This window comes from Pannonibacter carbonis, from assembly GCF_003012935.1.
GTDB classification, from domain to species: Bacteria; Pseudomonadota; Alphaproteobacteria; order Rhizobiales; family Stappiaceae; genus Pannonibacter; species Pannonibacter carbonis.
Genome location: NZ_PUDR01000007.1, coordinates 188,854 through 204,905, shown reverse-complemented (window position 1 = coordinate 204,905; position 16,052 = coordinate 188,854). Strand labels below are relative to the sequence as shown.

The window sequence follows — 16,052 nt, the reverse complement described above, 5'->3', positions numbered from 1 at the left end:
GGCTCCGCGCTTACCGGTCGAGCCAGGCGCTGTAGAAACTGGGACGTCCCACAGCCTCGAACCGGATGCCCTTCAGGTAGGGCGCGCCCCCAAAGGCCTGCGGCTCCTCGAAGATCGGGATCGCATAGGCCTGATCGATGACGTAGTTCTGGACTTCTTCCACGAGCTTCAGGCGCTTTGCAGGGTCGACCTCGGCCGCAATGCCTTCCAGGAGGCCGTTGAGCGTCTCGTCGCGGAAGCTCTCCACCTTGGTGCTGACACCGCCGGTTTGCAGCAGCACGTTGCGGTTGGCGTAGTGATACTGGCTCTTGATCACATCCGGATCGGCGCGGCCGACCATGGCCGGTGCAACAGGTGTCTTCTGCGGGTCGAGGCTGTCTTGCACGCGGCTGCCCGCGTCACCCGCCAGCACGTTGAACTTCACGCCCACCTTGCCCCACTGCTGCGAGATCAGCTGCAGTGTGGCCTTGTTCTGCGGCTGTGGCGGGGATTCGTAGGCGGTCAGCTCGAGCAGCTTGCCGTCCTTGCGCCGCAGTCCGTCCGCATCCAGCTTCCAGCCGGCCTGATCCAGCAGCTCGGCTGCCTTCTTCGGGTCGTGCGTCAGCTTCGCACTGATGTCCTTGAAGCCCAGTGCGGTCGAGGCAATGATCGACTTTGCAACGGGATAGCTGTCCGAGAACAGGGTCTTGACGATTTCCTGCGTGTCGGTGGCATGCAGCAAGGCCTGGCGCACCGCCTTGTCGGCGACCAGCGCGTTGTCGGGCCGGAAGACAACGGAGTTGTTGATGCCGCGCGTTGACGGGGCATAGATCTGATAGCCGCGTGCGGTCACCTGCGGCTCGTCATAGGCCTGGATCTGCCGGACGAAATCGGCCTGACCGGACAGCAGCGCTCCGATGCGCACGCCGTCTTCCGGCACGATGACGTAGCGGATTTCATCCAGATAGGGACGCCCCTGATGCGCCAGGAGCTTGGGGGCCCAGTTGTAGTCCGTGCGGGCCTTGAGCGTCAGCTCCTTGCCGGTCACCTGCTTGGTGGCCACGAAGGGCCCGGACCCGATGACCAGCGTGGCATCGCCCAGCTCGTCGAAGTTCCGGTTCAGGGTCGACAGGGAGACGAGGCCGGAGCCGATGACCGAGGTGCCCTGCAGGAAGCCGGCGCTCGGCTTCTTGAAGTGGAATCGCACGGTCAGCGGATCGATGACTTCGGACCGTTCATAGTTGTTGACCACCTCGGACACCGGGAACTTGCGCTCGCCCTTGCCCTTGCCGAAGGCATCGAAGTTGGCGGCGACAGCGGCGGCATCAAGCGGCGTGCCGTCGGAGAAGGTCACGCCCGGCCGGATCTTGAAGGTGAACTGGGTGTGATCGGCGTTGATCTCCCAGCTCTCGGCGATCCAGGGCTCGATCGCAAGCGTCTCCGGGTTCTGGTAGGTGAGCTTGTCGGTGATCTGGTTGAGGATGCCGCCGTTGGGATAGAAGCCGCCGGCCGGCGGATAGAGCACCGTGTGCGGCTGCTGTTCCAGGTAGGTCAGCGTGCCGCCGACCTTCGGGGTCTCGGTCGCGATCGCCGAGCCGGCGATCGTGGTCGCGAGCAGCACAGCCAAACCGGCTGCTGCGAAATTTTTCGTAAAAACAGTATCTTGCGATGTCATGCCGACACTCCTGATGGCCGTGAACCGTACCTTCAGGATCGACTTTTCATGCTTAAAGTCTATAGAATTTATGGATTAAAATTTGTGCGAGTTGAGTGGATTCGATCTCTTTGCGCTACCTCCAGAAGCACATTCATTTTCAGTCGTCTTCGCAGTCACTAACCTGTCTTGACCTGGAAGCGCACATTTTATGAATTGGGATTCTTCTTTTTGGCGAAAGTGCTATTTCAAGTGAATTTTGCGGTATTTATTTAGAATTTTTGCCATAGTATTTAATTTTTAATGAAAGTCTGGTTCTGGTCGTCTTTTCGACATGTAATAGAGCTCTTAATTAAGTAATCGATGGGAAATTCTGCTTCCTCACCCCACCTTGCAGCCCCAGAAGCACGTCTGATCAGCGGCAACATACCCGTCCGCGACCCGGAAATACCCCTGCAGCTCGACGGTGTCGCCAGCAGTCAGCGACACCATGGTCTGCAGCCAGAGCGCGGTGGCGAGCGAGACGTGGGTGGCGGAGATTTCGCCGAGGGAGCCGCGGATTTCGGTCGTCCCGTTCAGCACGAGCCGCCCGCTCATGCGCGCCGAGGTGCTGGCGTTGACCTTGTAGAGCAGCGTCGCGCCGAAGAGGTAGGTGCCGGAGACCAGCGCCACAAACCGGTTGGTCGCGGCGTCGAAGGCGCCCTGGTCGTTATAGTCGGTGTTGTTGAGGCCGATCTTCGTCCAGGATCCGACACCGACGTAATTGTCATAGTTGGTCCAGGCCTTGAAGCGGGGCAGGCGGGGCTGATCGACTATGCCGGTGGCGTTCTCGACGATCAGTCCATCGAGGAAGGTGTTGCCATCGGCCGAGACCGCGAGGCGGAAGCGATCGGAGCCGAAGAGCCCGATCAGCGCCTTGGTCACGAAGCCGGTCTGCAGGACGAGGCCCAGATCGTCGCCGGCCGTCTCCTTGTTGAGCTTCAGGAACAGATCGCCCGTCCCGCCCTCAGCGATGGTCTTGGCGGCCCAGAGCGCGGCATTGAGCCTCGCGGAGAACGGGTTTGCTGCATCGGCTGTAGACCCCAGTCCGAGCCGCGTCAGGTTCTGCAAGGTCGTGGGGAGAGCGCTGCTCCATCCCAAACCGGTCCAGACAAGGAGCAGTCCCTCCGCCTCGACCCAGACCAGCCAGCCCGGGCGCGGGGGGAGGCGGATCCAGGCACCGTCGGCCCGGAACGCGATGTTCAGGTCCCATCCTGCCCAGAGACCGGTTGCACCCGAGGCCACCAGATGCCGGTCGCCATCGGCGGGACTGGCGGGCGGTGAAGTTCGGGTCCGATCGAGGGCGGACAGTTGCACAAGTCCGTCGAGCAAGCGCAGAGCCTCGTTGTGGGTGACGTGTTTCTGCGCCTGCGCCGCGTGGATGTAGGGCAGGCCTAGATGGGTCGTGGTGTCGGACATGGAGGTTCCCGTGGGTTGGGATCAGAATTGCAGCGTGACAGCCGCAGACGTGCCGCGGCCGAGGCGGTTCGAGAGCTGGAAGATGCGGATCGCCAGCGTCTGGCCGGGCCCGAGCGGTGCGCCCCAATCGGCAGTCTGCTGGGCAGCGGTATAGAGGACGGAGGTCGTGCTGCTGCTCAGCGCCCGCTTGACCGTAGCTCCGTCGAGGATCTGGACCTCATAACCCTCGACCTCTTCCCCAAGTGGCACCTCGACCTGCTCCCAGCTGTCTGCCACCAGCGCGCGGGAGCGGCGTGTCCAGCGGATCGTCAGATCGCCGGGGCTGCGCGCTGTTCGCCAGGGCTGCCCGACATGGACCGGGGCAAGGGGCAAGAGCCCGCGACCGGCGGGCGTAAAACTCTGGCCCGTATAACTCTCGTCGCTGACAGCCCTTGCTGCCGGCCCGACGCGCCAGTTCCAGGGACGGCCCAGATCGGCCTCGCTGACCGGGAGAGAGACAAGGGCGTCATCGAGGACAACGACACGGGCACCGGCCGGGGTCGGGTTGCCCATGGCATGCTCGGTGCCGCGCTGACCGCGCAGGAGCCGACTCAGCCGGTAGCGGCGTGGTGCAATGAGGTCTGCCGAACCAGCCTGGACGATCTCCCACTGACCGAGAGCGCTCTCGATGGCCAGCACATTGGCCCCGCCGAAGAGGGCGAGGTCCGAGACGCTTTGGAGCTCCCCGTGCTGAAGCTCGAGGATCAGCACATTGCCCGTATCGAAGCGTGAGGTGGGGCCAGAGTGGAGATCAGCAGCAAGGCTGCCGACCCTGGCTCGGCGGTTGACGCGGACAATTTGTTCGAACCCGTCCAGCGCCGGACTGCGAAAGACCGCCAGCTCACCCGGCCAGGGGTTGGCATGAGCTGCGATCAAGGGCCGATGGGCAGGCAGCTCCTCACGCACCTGCGGCAGGTCGAGGAAAGCAAAGGTGGTCGGGCCGAAGACAACCGGACGGCTGAGGGAGGCCGGGCGTGTGTCGCCCGGGGGCAGATCATGGACGCTCCGGTCCTGTCGCACCGCCTCAAAGCGCCGTGCCTGCGTGTCGGCGGCTGACGTCAGCCGGACCTCAAGCCTGCGGCCATCGTGGCGCAGCTCGATCACGTCCGCCGGGTCCAGCGCCAGCCGGGACGGGGGCAAGGTGAAGGTGGCCGTCTCGCGGCCGATCCAGGCTTCCATGAGAGCCCTGCGGCAGCGGCGCTCTGCCTCTTCCGGGGCTGTGGCGAAGGGGAAACTCTCGGAGGCGATGCGAGTCGTGTCGACGGTGATGCGGCGGGCTTCCACCAGGGCCGCGTCGTAGTCCTCATCGGCGCGCGCGATCTGCCACTTCAGGGCCTGGGGCAGTTCGCTCTCCTGGCCCCGCGTCAGCTCGAACGGCTCCCCGTCGCGAGGGGCGACCAGATCATCGATGGCGAGCGTCGCAACCGGGGCGCGGCCGCGCATGACAAAGCGGATCTGCCCGCCGGTCTCGACCGCGTCGAAGCCGAAGTGGCGGGCGAGGGTGGAGATCGAGGCGCGGGGGCTTTCGAGCGCCCCGATGACATAGCCCTCGATGGCGCCCCAGAGGCCCGAGACGTCGATCAGTTCCTCGCGCATCCCGGCGCGCAGGCAGAGATGCCGCACGAGGGCTGCGAGCGAAACGGCGCCCAGTCGTCCGGTCAGCCAGTGGCCAAGCCGCCAGTTCGGGCCGTCCGTCCAGACGCCGGTCAGTTCGGGGAAGAAGGGATAGGGCCGCGCATCCCAGGTCCAGGCCGCGCATTCGGGCAGGTGAACCATCCGGCCGCCGTAGAGCGGGGAGGGCGGATTGTTGGCCGGATCGCCCCACCACAGGCAGGTCGCCTCGAGATAGGCGCGCTGAATGGCGTCGTCCCGCCAGCCCCGCGAGAAATGCGGCGTGAAGCTTTCCGAGGACTTTGGGTCGAAGAAGACATTGGGCTGGTTGGTGCCTCGGTCGATGGCCGGGCACCCCAATTCGGTGAACCAGATGGGTTTTGACTGCGGGACCCATGGCGTTGGTGTTGCGCTTTCCACGCCGCCCGGCCGGTTGAAATGGAGGTTCGACCACCAGGCGCGGAGATCCTTGATGCGGAAGACCCAAGGCTTGCCCGCGCTGCCATCGGAGATCGGGGTGCGGATCTGCGCGGCCCGGTCGGTGGCCGAGGCGTAGAACCAGTCGAAGCCCTCGCCGCCGGCAATGTTGGCCTGGAGGTAGGCGCGGTCGTGGATTGCGGTCCAGCCTGCGCGTGCATCGGCATGCTCGAACCCGTCGCGCCAGTCGGAGAGCGGCATGTAGTTGTCGATGCCGATGAAATCGATGTTGGGATCGGCCCAGAGCGGATCGAGATGGAAAAAGACGTCGCCGGATCCGTCCTGTGGCCGGTGCCCGGCATATTCGGGCCAGTCTGCGGCATAGCCGAGTTTGGTCGAGGGGCCCAGAATGGTGCGACAGGCGGCGGCAAGATCCCGGAAGGCGTCGACGGCAGGATAGGTGGCCGGACCTGACCGGACAGGGGTCAGGCCCTGCATCTCCGTACCGATGATGAAGGCATCGACGCCGCCGGCTGCAACGCACAGATGGGCATAATGGAGGACCATCCGGCGAAGGCCGAAATCGGTCGGGGCACCGCGCCATGTAACGAGGTCGCCGCTGACCTCATAGTCGGAGGCAGAGGCTGCGCCGAAGAAATTGGCGACGGCAGTTGCGGCCGCGCTCGTCTTGTCCGGGCTGCCGGCAAAGCCTGGCGCGGGAGAGACGGTGATCCGGCCGCGCCAGGGAAACACCGGCTGCCCTTGCTTTGCTGCGTGATCGCTGTAGGGGTCGGGCAGGGCGTTTCCGGGGGGAATGTCCATGAGCAGGAAGGGATAGAAGGTCACGCGCAGCCCGCGCGCCTTGATCTCGCGGATTGCCTCGATCACCGCAAAATCCGCTGGCGTACCGCCGAAGACCGGACGCCCCTGGGCATCCTGGCTGACGAGGCGGGCATCTGCCCGGGTGAGGCCGCTGACCTGCCAGTCGGCCGTGCCTGTGTTCTTTTCCCTGACTTCGATGCCAGGTTCGATGCGGCAATGGCCGGCTCTGAGATCGTCGGCAATCCAGGCGACAACGAGACTGATGCTTTCGACTGCGGGGGCCATGGCTTGCAGCCGGTCAAGGGCGACGAGGATGTCGGTGGTCTGAGGCAGAGCGTTGAGGTTTTCGGCAAGGGTGCGGGTTCCGTCTGATTTGGTCACGGGGCGGACGGCATAGGTGAACTCGCCCGAGGCCGGGATGAGGGTCACAGCCTTCACCAGCCCCTCGGCGGTGTCGGGATCGGCCAAGGGGCGGAACACTTCGAAGCTGAGCTGTGGCAGGCGGTTTCCGTAGGCCGCGAGCGCAAGTTCCTCGAAGACGACATAGGCCGTGCCACGATAGGCGGGCGTATTGGCCGTGCCCATCTTCGCCGAAATGAACGGGTCGGCCGTCTGGATCTCGTTGCCCGGATACCAGCGCCAGGTGACCCCGGAGAGGTCCATCGGCTTGCCGTCGGCCCAGATGCGGCCGATCCCTGTGATCGGTCCCTCGCACAAGGCCACAGCGAAGGAGGCCGAGTAGAAGTATTCGGTGGTCTGGACCTTGCCGCCGCCGCCCTTGCCGCCGCCTTGTGTTGCGGTTCGGGTCTCCTCCCGAAAGTCGGTTGCCCAGATGATGTTGCCGCCAATGCGCATGCGGCCGTAAAGGCGCGGCAGGACGGCGCCTTCTGTTGCCGAGGTGATGCGCAGGGTCTCGAGCCTTGCGCCCTCGATCCGCTGGGAGGGGGCGAGCGAGGACAGGATCCAGCTGTCTGCAACCGAGCCGATGGTGGAGCCGACAATCCCGCCGATCGCAGCTCCCGATACGCCCAGAAGCGTACCTCCGAATGCGCCGCCAATGGCGGTGCCAACGGCTCCAAGGACAAGTGCAGCCATGGGACGGCCTCAGATTGCGGGGAACTGGAAGGCGTAGGCAATGCGGCGATGCCAGGCCGGGGTCAGGGCTTGCTCGATGACGCCGAGCCGTTCGCAGGCGTGAACGAAGGTCGCAGGGCCGGTCAGGATCCCGACGTGCTTGGCAATGGCGCGGCGTTCCATTCGGAACAGCACCAGCGCGCCGGGGGGAGCGTTGGCCGGAGGGATCGCGATCATCACGGCGGCTGCGCCCTCGGCCAGCACTTCTCGCGGTCCGGTCTCGCCCCAGTCGCGGCTGTAGGGCGGGATGAGGAACGGCTCCGTGCCGACCACGTCCCGCCAGACACCGCGGGCTAGCCCGAGGCAGTCACAGCCGATGGCCTTGAGGCTTGCCTGATCGTGATAGGGCGTACCAAGCCAGGCGCGTGCTGCCGTGATGACGCGGTCAGGATCGGCGGGGATCACAGCACGCTTCCCTCATGCCCTCCATCGGGGGCTGCATAGCGCAGGATCGTGTCCTGACCGGGGATATGGGGGAAGCCACGGAAGTTGGCGACATTGGCGAATTTGGCACCGCAGGTCCCGATCCGCTTGTCGCAGCCGGCGCGGATGGTGAAGGTATCTGTCGCCATGATCGGGCGCACCGGCGCTTCCAGCTGTGTCAGGATCGCCACCCCGTCGACGAAGTCATGCGACAGCACCTCAACCCGCCGCCCGGCATTTGCTCCGCTGGTCCACTCGACAAGCCCGAACGTGAACCAGCCCGCCGCGAAGGTACCGAGACCGGATGCCGTGAAGGCCCGGTCCCGGAACATGTCGATCACCGCGCCGGTGCCCTTGAAGGGCGGAGCTTCGACGTTCACGCCGCAGCGTGTGTCGCCCAACGCGGCGTCACAGCTCCCCTGAAACGTCCGCCCGACGGTCTGGCCAAGCACATGGGCCAGCGAGCGGATCTCGGCGACGAAGGCCAGCCGCCCGCGCCGGATCTGGCCGATGGCACCGCGCCGCATGAGAACGCGCTGGGACGTGTCGGCCCAGTTCACGCGCCAGACCTCGACCGCCGCGTTGTCCCAGCGGCCGTCGAGGATGTCGGTCTCGGTGATCCGGTCCGAGGTCAGCACGCCTTCCGCGTCCTGCGCATCGACGGCGAGGTCGGAGCTTGAACGGACCTCGGACGCCGTCAGTCCGCTGTCCGGCTCGAACTCGGTCCCGTCGAAGCTGAGTGTCTGGTCGTGGTCGGTGAAGCCGAAGGTGACGCCATCGGTGCGGGTGATCCGCCACACCCAGGCAAGCGTCGTCGTGCCCTCGTCGAGATGGGCTTGCAATCCTGACGTGAGTAGCTTCATGACTTGATCAGAATCCGTGAATCAAAATTGTGGGGTTGTTCAATGCGGGCTGATTTTGCGAAACAGTGTGAACTCGCCAATCAGGACGCCATCGCTCATGGAATACGACCATGGGAAGCAAATCCCCCGATCGATCGTTTATTGCGCAAGCTCGGCTTGCGAATGCGACCGCCGCTTTACCGTAGCTTCGGTGCCAACATGTTCGTCTATGGTTCGTACTACGGCACGTGCTTGGGCCTTTTTAACTGGTTCGCGATATGGCCGCGGGACAGCATGCCAATACCGGTCGCGGTCATGATTTCGATTGCTGCCGGTCTCGCTTTTGGCGCAATCGTGGCGGCACTGGTGGTCCGAAAACGCCGAAAAGCAGGCTTGACCAGATGGAACGATCTGCCTGTCTGATCACCGCTCTCCTTTGAACCCGCGCTCGATCCGGTCACGCAGGCCAATCAGGCTAATCCCTAGGAACACGAGCCCCGCAGGCGAGGCGTCGCCCGAACCTGCGAGCAGTGCAAGGAGGCGGGAGAGTTCGGCCAACGGCCCGGTTGCAGGGAGCGTGAGAGAGGCAATGCCGGTAAGCATGGCGAGGCACCCCGCCCACCAGGTGAGCGAGGTCGGACGGATGTAGCGCATGGGGATCAGGCCCTTCGGATCAGGGTGAAAAAGACGGCGGTCAGCCGGGCGAGCCATCCGATTGCCGGTTCGGGTCTGGCGGCAGGCACGGATGGTCTCAGCACCGGTGTTGGGCGCAGGAGTGCCAGCGCGTCGTCCTCGGTCAGTCGCCGGATCGGTCGCGAGAAATCGACCCAGCCGTTCCGGTCGACCGACCAGACAGAGATCGTTCCGGCGGGATAGAGGCCCGAGGCAAAGAGGTCGCGTTCGGCCTCGCGGCGGGGGCGGATCGCAGCGGGCTTGAGCCAGCCCAAGAAGGCTGTTGCCGCCGCAGCCCTGTTTCCCGCGTTCAGGTGCCGGGTGAGCGCCGCCTTGGCGATGCCGCCTGTGTTGTAGTGGAAGGAGACCAGCGCATCGAACTCGTGGGGTTCAAGCGGCACCTTCACGGCGCGCAGGACGCCCGCCTCGTAACGCGCGAGGTCGGACCGAAAGACCTGGAAGGCTTCGCGGACGCGCGCGTCGATATCGGCAGGCATGCCGCGCTGCATCGTGCCTGGATCGGGCAGACCGGCGGCGGCCGTGTGGCCAATGCCGAAGGTCCAGATATTTTTCACATCGCGGTAAGGTCCGGGGACGATGCCTTCGTGCCGGATGAGGGCAACGAGGCCGCGATCGCTCATGCGCATGGTGTCACCTCAGGGTCGAGAACAGCAGGATCAGCGCGGCGATCACGAGACCGACGCGTAGACGGTGGATGAACACCTGGTCGGGGTCGGAGCGCCTGCAGCGCAGGGCGAGGGCAAGGCGGCGCAGCTTATTCATGGCGGCCCCCGTCCTTTGGCCGGCGCAACCGGGCCAGCACGACTTCGATGAAGGCTGGACCGAAGACGCCGACCAGATAGGCGGCCGATCCGGCGGCGCTGCCGGCCGGGATCGTCTCGGCAGGCAGGTTCAGCCAGCTGGTGATCACGGCCATGGACAGGCTGCCCATGCCGGCAGCGATCAGTCCGCCGAGCAGGATGTGCCGAAGCGCATCGCGCAACCGCATTCTTGTCGTCAGCGCGTTCGTGGCGCCACCCAGTGCGCCCCAGGCCGCGAGGATCACTGCGGTCGAGGCGGCGAGTTCGCGCAGGACGGCGTTCAGGAAGCCATTGGGATCGTTCATGCCCGGATCTCCAGAAGCGGGATGGAGGGGATCGAGCCGAGGCGCTCGAGATCAAGGGTGATGTCGAGCATGTCGGTGTCGAAGCGGACGGGGACGTCGAACTCGAAGCCGGCCGTGATCGTCACCCCGGCTGCCGGGGCCGTCGCGAAGCTGACAAGGCCGGTCAACGAAGACACCGACCAACCGGAGGCGACAGGAGTGCCATTGACCGCAATCCGGACTGACCCTGTCACCGGTCTTGTGATCGGGCGGGACCACGACTGGGCGCCTGAGGCGTATCGCTTGATCAACTGAAACTGTTTGATGGCACCGTTCCCGAGGCCGATGGGCTGGTCGGTCGGAAGCGGGGTCTGCGATGGCAGGCAGGACTTGAAGTCGGCCCAGTCCTTGAAGCGAAAGCCGTGAAGCCGGCCATTGCGCGCCTCGAAGAAGGCGATCACGGCGGCGAGATCGTCAGCGCGGCGGATGCCATAGGCGACATCGTAGCGGCGGCGCGAGTTGGCCCAGCTGGCATTGCGCTCCTCGTGGCCGGAGGTGAGCTCCACGATCTGGGTGCGGCGTTCGGGTCCACCGCGTGCGCCCCGGCTGATGCTGTCGGGAAAGCGGACGTCGTGGAAGGCCATCGGGGCTCCTCAAAGGCCGCGCCGGCCAAGCGACACGGCGCGGGCAATGTCGCTGGCGACCTGCGTGCGGGATTGGCGGAAGCTTTCGGCGTCGCGGGCGTTGATCGTGATGTTGACGGTAGGCGCGCTGGTCCGGCGGTCGCTTGCCGCCTCCTGGCGCGACAGAACCCGCTCGCCGCGTTGCAGGATGGCGGGCACCTCGTCTGGCTTGAGACCGGCCCAGCCGCCGGCATGCATCCGGGGCGCGGCCGCGAAGGCCATGGCCGGGACCAGGCGTGTTGGTCCCGAAGAGCCGACCATCCCGCCTGCATGCAGGATGCTGGCGAAGATCCCACCCATGCCACCCAGTGTGCCGGACAGGGCACCAGACAGGGCACTGGCGATCGGCCCGAGAATGAAGCGCCGCGCCGCAAGTCTCGCGAGATCGGCGATCAGGGACGTGACGAGGTCGCGGACATCGAGCTTGCCGGTCTTCACGAATGCGCCAACAGCGGTCTCGGCCGACTGGAAGGCGCCCACCAGGGTGCTGCCGATCTCACCAGCGATGTCTCTTGCCTGGGCCGCATAGTCGGCAAGCGCAGCGGTCACGGCCTTCCATCCTGTCAGGGCTTCCTTTGCCCCCTTGGTGGACGCGGCCCCGGCCTTGGCCGAAGTCTCGCCGGCGCGTTCGGCGGCGGTGGCGGTATCGTTCAGTTCTACCGTGAGGGCGCCGGCCGAGGCTGCTGCATCTGCAAGTGCGGTTTTGGCTTCGGACCCTGTGCCGGCCATGGCATCCTTCAGCGCCTGCCAGCTGGCCAGCGGCCGACCGGCAGCTTTGGCGAGTTTGCTTGCGCCTTGCGCGTCGCCATCGGCTCGGGCGCGCGCATCGTCGGCCATCGCACCAAGCCCGAGGTCGGGTGGTTGCAGATAGGTGCGTGCCAGCGCGGCGGAGACCGCATCGGTCGCCGCAGCCCCTGCAGCCGTTGCCGCCCCCTCGAACGGGTTGCCGATGCGGCCGAGATCGATCGGCGCGAGGGCGCCGACCCGCACCCCACCTTTGCCGGTGGCCCAGTCCGGCAGCAACGCCAGCGCCGCGTTCAGCGTCTCGATGAAGCTGTTGATGCGCGTGACGACGCCGTTCAGCATCGCCTCGACCCCGGAGATCAGACCATTCGCCGCCTGAAAGGCAAAATCGCCGATGGCACCGGGCAGTCTGCTCCAGATTGCGACGGCCGCATCATAGGCCCCCTGGAAGATGGCGGTCGTCCGGTCGCCAAAGCTGACAAGGCCTGCGATGGTGCCCTCCAGCGCCGAGAGCCCTGCGGCCTTCAGGCCCTCCCATCCAGCCGCCATCCGCGCCAGCGCCGCGTCGAGCGCCAGACCGATGCGCGACCAGACCTCGCGGGCCATATCGCCAAGGAGGCGAAGCGCTTCGCCAGCCCCACCCACGCGGGCAACGAATTGGGCGAGCTGATAGATCAGCTCGCCGACACCAATGATCAACGCTCCGATCCCTGTTCGGATGAGGGCACCGCGCAGGAACACAAGCGCCGTGGCAAGGCCGCGCACCGAAAGGGCCGCTGCAGCCAGTCCCGCGACCCAGCGGCCCGCGAGGAAAGCCGCGAAGGTTGCGGCATGGGTGGTCAGGCGGCCAATATTGTCGAAGAGACTGCGGATCGCGATGCCGAGCGGGCCCGTACGGCTCGCGATCGCCGCCATGGCGTTGGCGACGGCTTCGAGCGCCGGTGCCGCAGCGACGGCCAGTTGGTTCGATAGCCCGCGCCAGATCAGCCCGAGCCGCGAGATCGCATCGTTCGTGCGCTCGATCTGATCGGCATCTTGCTCCGACACGACAACGCCGAAGGCGAGAACGTCCTCTGTCGCCTGGCGCAGCGTCGCGGTGTCGATCCGCGACATGGCGATGGAACCTTCCTCGCCGAACAGCTGCCCCGCGACCGCCGCGCGCTCGGCGGCGGGCACGAAGCGCTCGATTGCCGCGTTGATCGCACCGACCCGCTGGTCCAGCGGCAGCGCGATCAGCTCGTTGGCGGAAAGCCTCAACCGCTTGAGCGCGTCAGTGGCCGGACCGGACCCGGCGGCCGCCTGGCTGAGGCGGCGCGTCAGATCCTTCGTTGCCTGCTCGATGCCGGACATCGACACGCCGGCGAGCTCACCGGCGCGCTCGAGCGTCTGGATCGAGGCGACGGTGGTGCCGAGCGACTGGGCGAGCTTGGCCTGCGCATCGACCCTCGAGAGGCTGGAGCGGACCATGGCAACGCCAGCGGCCGTGGCGGCAGCGACAGCCGCCGCCGCTGCGACACGCACCCGGCGCGAGAAGGCCGCAAGCCGGGCGTTCGCTGCCTCCATCTCGTGGGCAAGCCGCCCGAAGCCGCGTGCGCCAGCCTCGCCGACACCTTCCAGCTCGGCGCGCACCTGCCGTCCGCCCACGGCCGCGATGCGGACGCTTACTCGTTTCTCGGCCATCACTCAGGCCCCTTGCTTTTGCTTCAATTCGATCTTACGTTTTCCCTATCGATCAGATGAAGGTACGACCATGGCCGAGACGGCGACCCTGTCCTCGAAGTTCCAGATTTCGATTCCCAAGGCGATCCGGGCCGCCCAGCACTGGGAGGCCGGGCTGACCTTTGCCTTCATCCCGAAAGGAACGGGCGTCCTGCTTGTGCCGGTGCCCAGGCGGGAGGCGCTGAAGGGGCTCGCGCGCGGCGGCTCGGCCATCGACTATCGCGACCGCTCGGACCGGACCTGATGATCCTCGTCGACACGTCAGCATGGATCGAATGGCTTATCGGATCGCCGACAGGTGAGGCGCTATCCGGACAGTTGCCCGAACAGGCTCACTGGCTTGTCCCGACCATGGTCCAGCTTGAGCTGGCAAAATGGCTGACCCGCGAAGTGGGGGAGGACAAGGCAGATCAGGTCCTCGCCTTCACTCAAGTCTGTACGGTCGTGCCACTCGATACCGAGATTGCGCTGGCGGCCGCTGAGGCCTGCCGCGAGCACAGGCTTGCGACCGCGGACGCGATCATTTTCGCGACAGCCCGTGCGAAAGGGGCAACGCTCCTGACCTGCGATGCGCATTTCGAGGGACTGCCCGGCGTCACGCTGATCGAGAAGATCAAGGCCTGACCCCCGGGCCACCATTCGCGCTCAGCTCCTCGTTCAGCTTCCGGACCATCACCGCTTCGATGACGGGCAGCAGTTCGGCCATGGCGAGCGGCGGCACGCCGAGCGCGTCACCGAGCGCCAGAGCCGCCGACATGTCCCAGCCGATTACGGCACCGGGCAGCACACGCAGCTGGCCTCCGAGGCGGCTGACGAGGTCCCAGACCTGCCAACCCTCCGGCGTTTCCGGACGGTTCAGCCGCGCCGGGCAGTCCGGGCAGGCTTGGGTGCAGGCTTGGCAGTATCGCTCGCCCCCGCCAAAGGACCATTCGGCGAGAGCGCGGAGGCGTTTTTTTCCTGTTCCAGCAGCAGGCCCTTGGATACGTAGGTCAGCTGAAAGGCCTCGAAGATCGGCCAGACGTCGAGCAGCGCGTCGATGGCCGCCGGGCTTGGGCCGATGGCATTGCCGCCCGCATCGCCGATGCCTTCCCAGTTGAGCACCGCCCGCCGCGCCAGCGCCTTGGCGAAGGCGACGGCGCGCTCCTCGTCGGAGGCCCCCTCTGGCACCGCTTCAACGGCCGGGTCGCTGCGAGTTGCCACCATCAGGGCGGTGGTGAGCGGGCGCAGCTGCACCCGGACACCGGGGGCGAGGTCATGCCAGCGGGGCGCGTTGGACAAGTCGAGCGTCAGCATCAGTAGGTCTCCACGTCGTTCACGAGGGTGGCGGTGCACATCCGGCCGACGACGCTGTCGCGGGCGGCCTGCCAGTCGAAGGTCGCCTGGACGCCCTGCGGCCCGGAAATCTCGACGCGCGGGCGTGGCAGGTAGACGGCGTGTACGGTGAACGTGAAACTCTCTCCCGAGGGCAGAACGTAGGCGAACTCCATCTCGCAGGCCTCGCCGTTGATCGCTTGCGTCACCAGCGTTTGGTCGGCGAAGCGCACCTCGATCCGACCGGTCAGCGCCGCAATGCTTGGGTCCGCGCCGTCGATGCGGCCATCCGAGCGGATGGTCTCGATCCGGTCGAGGTTGTTGGCATAGGTGATCTCGGCCGAGACCACGTTGCCGAGGGCGGACCCGTTGCGGGTGATCGAACCGTTGAAATGCCCGAAGCGCTTCAACTCCAGCGCGGTGGGTGTTCCGGCGCTCGTCGTGGTCCCGACCGTTTCTCCCTGTGCCACGAGCCGGGCCGTCGCCGTCAGCAGGCCCGAGCGCTGCATCTGCCAGGTGATCTGGTCGAGCACGCAGCCGGAATACATCGCATAACGCGGGATCTCCGGCATGCCGGTCTCGATCGACATGCTGGGAAGCGTCCAGGACCCGGACTGGAACTCGTGCGTCCATGGGCCGCTGCCTGTCGTGGTCGGCGCCCCGAAGGCTGCCTTCAGCCAGAATCCTAAGGCCACGGCGTCGAGCGGCACGACGATGTCGCCGTCCGCAGTCACAGCATCCTTGATCGGTGCCAGCGGATCGCGGCCGTAGCCGAGAAGCTCCGAGTTCAGCAGCGGTTGCTCGGCCCCCAGCGAGGTGCTGGCAAAGGGCATGCGGGTGAAGCCAGTGACGGGAGGCGTTCCATAGGTCGTCTCGAACGCAAGCGTCATCAGCGCCCGCGCCCCCTGGGCTCGTGCCATGGTATTCTCCTCGGGTTGTCGGGATCAGCCGAGCGGATCGGCCGTGGAATAGTGCAGCACCACTGGGATCACGGCGGCCTTCAGGCTGGCCGCGCCCTCGACTGGCAGATCGACAGGCCGCGGCGCCTCCGCCTCGACCCAATCGCAGAGCCCGCCCAGCGTGCGGTCGGCGGCAAGCATCGAGCCGACGCTGGCGGTCAGCGCGTCGAAGGCGGCGTCACGGTCGGAACCCTGCACGACCGCCTCGATCTCGGCGCGGTGCTGGTAGTGATAGGCCAGCGGCGAGAGCGTGACCTCGGGCTCACCGGGTTCCCCATCGCGCAGGATCAGCAAGCCTGCGGGCGGGACGCGCTCGGGCAGCACGTCGCCCCGCAGGACTTTAGCGGCCAGCGCCGAGAGCCGTGCGTGCAGCGCGGCGAGGATGGATTCACGAAAGGTGGGCATGTGGTGATTTGGATCTCCATTCCACGAGGAATGCGGTACGGTGGAAAATAGGTATCGCGGTTGGACGACAGTGCA

General features: G+C 66.1%; 18 protein-coding genes. 3 read left to right on the top strand and 15 right to left on the bottom strand.

From position 1 onward, the window contains the following. Positions 1-10: 10 nt before the first annotated feature. The 5 genes from C8348_RS11845 to C8348_RS11825 all read right to left on the bottom strand — a co-directional run bounded on the left by C8348_RS11845 (position 11) and on the right by C8348_RS11825 (position 8,400). Complete coding sequence (locus tag C8348_RS11845; protein ID WP_106753549.1) at positions 11-1,654, bottom strand: TIGR04028 family ABC transporter substrate-binding protein; 1,644 nt, start codon at positions 1,652-1,654, stop codon at positions 11-13. 360 nt (positions 1,655-2,014) lie between these two features. Further along, positions 2,015-3,091 (bottom strand): DUF2793 domain-containing protein, encoded by a 1,077-nt coding sequence (locus tag C8348_RS11840; RefSeq protein ID WP_106753548.1) that lies wholly within the window; start codon positions 3,089-3,091, stop codon positions 2,015-2,017. Positions 3,092-3,112: 21 nt separating this feature from the next. Further along, positions 3,113-7,075 carry a baseplate multidomain protein megatron gene (locus tag C8348_RS11835; RefSeq protein WP_106753547.1) on the bottom strand — a complete coding sequence of 1,321 codons (3,963 nt, stop codon included), beginning with the start codon at positions 7,073-7,075 and terminating at the stop codon, positions 3,113-3,115. Positions 7,076-7,084: 9 nt separating this feature from the next. Further along, positions 7,085-7,516: an NlpC/P60 family protein gene (locus C8348_RS11830; RefSeq protein ID WP_208983722.1), complete on the bottom strand. Its 432-nt coding sequence runs from the start codon at positions 7,514-7,516 to the stop codon at positions 7,085-7,087. Next, positions 7,516-8,400: a DUF2163 domain-containing protein gene (locus C8348_RS11825; protein WP_106753545.1), complete on the bottom strand. Its 885-nt coding sequence runs from the start codon at positions 8,398-8,400 to the stop codon at positions 7,516-7,518. Before C8348_RS11825 ends, C8348_RS11830 begins: the two co-directional genes overlap by 1 nt. A gap of 42 nt (positions 8,401-8,442) precedes the next feature. On the opposite strand from C8348_RS11825, the gene C8348_RS21960 reads away from it, so the two are divergent. Beyond that, positions 8,443-8,802 carry a DUF6404 family protein gene (locus C8348_RS21960; protein WP_157950430.1) on the top strand — a complete coding sequence of 120 codons (360 nt, stop codon included), beginning with the start codon at positions 8,443-8,445 and terminating at the stop codon, positions 8,800-8,802. Here the strand turns inward: C8348_RS21960 and C8348_RS11820 are convergent, their stop codons facing one another. From C8348_RS11820 to C8348_RS11800, 6 genes are read right to left on the bottom strand one after another with little or no spacing between them, the layout of a single operon-like run. Further along, positions 8,803-9,033 carry a hypothetical protein gene (locus tag C8348_RS11820; RefSeq protein WP_106753544.1) on the bottom strand — a complete coding sequence of 77 codons (231 nt, stop codon included), beginning with the start codon at positions 9,031-9,033 and terminating at the stop codon, positions 8,803-8,805. It abuts the gene before it with no gap. Between the two features lie 5 nt (positions 9,034-9,038). After that, positions 9,039-9,692 (bottom strand): lysozyme, encoded by a 654-nt coding sequence (locus C8348_RS11815; RefSeq protein WP_208983714.1) that lies wholly within the window; start codon positions 9,690-9,692, stop codon positions 9,039-9,041. Between the two features lie 10 nt (positions 9,693-9,702). Beyond that, a complete protein-coding gene (locus C8348_RS22535) occupies positions 9,703-9,834 on the bottom strand; it encodes a hypothetical protein (protein ID WP_279629390.1) in 132 nt (43 codons plus the stop codon). Beyond that, the gene (locus tag C8348_RS11810; RefSeq protein WP_106753542.1) at positions 9,827-10,177 is read right to left on the bottom strand and encodes a hypothetical protein; all 351 of its coding nucleotides are present in this window, start codon (positions 10,175-10,177) and stop codon (positions 9,827-9,829) included. Before C8348_RS11810 ends, C8348_RS22535 begins: the two co-directional genes overlap by 8 nt. Continuing rightward, a complete protein-coding gene (locus C8348_RS11805; RefSeq protein WP_106753541.1) occupies positions 10,174-10,800 on the bottom strand; it encodes a DUF2460 domain-containing protein in 627 nt (208 codons plus the stop codon). The genes C8348_RS11810 and C8348_RS11805 overlap by 4 nt, the downstream gene beginning before the upstream one ends. Before the next feature lie 9 nt (positions 10,801-10,809). Then, the gene (locus C8348_RS11800; protein ID WP_106753540.1) at positions 10,810-13,263 is read right to left on the bottom strand and encodes a phage tail tape measure C-terminal domain-containing protein; all 2,454 of its coding nucleotides are present in this window, start codon (positions 13,261-13,263) and stop codon (positions 10,810-10,812) included. 70 nt (positions 13,264-13,333) lie between these two features. On the opposite strand from C8348_RS11800, the gene C8348_RS11795 reads away from it, so the two are divergent. Together C8348_RS11795 and C8348_RS11790 are read left to right on the top strand one after the other, a co-directional pair. Next, the gene (locus C8348_RS11795; RefSeq protein WP_106753539.1) at positions 13,334-13,546 is read left to right on the top strand and encodes an AbrB/MazE/SpoVT family DNA-binding domain-containing protein; all 213 of its coding nucleotides are present in this window, start codon (positions 13,334-13,336) and stop codon (positions 13,544-13,546) included. Then, a complete protein-coding gene (locus tag C8348_RS11790) occupies positions 13,546-13,926 on the top strand; it encodes a type II toxin-antitoxin system VapC family toxin (protein ID WP_106753538.1) in 381 nt (126 codons plus the stop codon). The genes C8348_RS11795 and C8348_RS11790 overlap by 1 nt, the downstream gene beginning before the upstream one ends. Here the strand turns inward: C8348_RS11790 and C8348_RS22265 are convergent. The 4 genes from C8348_RS22265 to C8348_RS11770 all read right to left on the bottom strand — a co-directional run bounded on the left by C8348_RS22265 (position 13,916) and on the right by C8348_RS11770 (position 15,977). Next, positions 13,916-14,089, bottom strand: a complete 174-nt coding sequence (locus C8348_RS22265) for a DUF7697 family protein (RefSeq protein WP_231565667.1) — start codon at positions 14,087-14,089, stop codon at positions 13,916-13,918. The genes C8348_RS11790 and C8348_RS22265 overlap by 11 nt on opposite strands. Positions 14,090-14,157: 68 nt before the next feature. Next, entirely contained in the window at positions 14,158-14,595 is a 438-nt protein-coding gene (locus C8348_RS11780; RefSeq protein ID WP_106753536.1) for a hypothetical protein, read from the bottom strand. Then, positions 14,595-15,533 carry a phage tail tube protein gene (locus tag C8348_RS11775; RefSeq protein ID WP_106753535.1) on the bottom strand — a complete coding sequence of 313 codons (939 nt, stop codon included), beginning with the start codon at positions 15,531-15,533 and terminating at the stop codon, positions 14,595-14,597. The genes C8348_RS11780 and C8348_RS11775 overlap by 1 nt, the downstream gene beginning before the upstream one ends. 24 nt (positions 15,534-15,557) lie before the next feature. After that, complete coding sequence (locus C8348_RS11770; RefSeq protein WP_106753534.1) at positions 15,558-15,977, bottom strand: acyl-CoA transferase; 420 nt, start codon at positions 15,975-15,977, stop codon at positions 15,558-15,560. Positions 15,978-16,052: the final 75 nt, after the last annotated feature.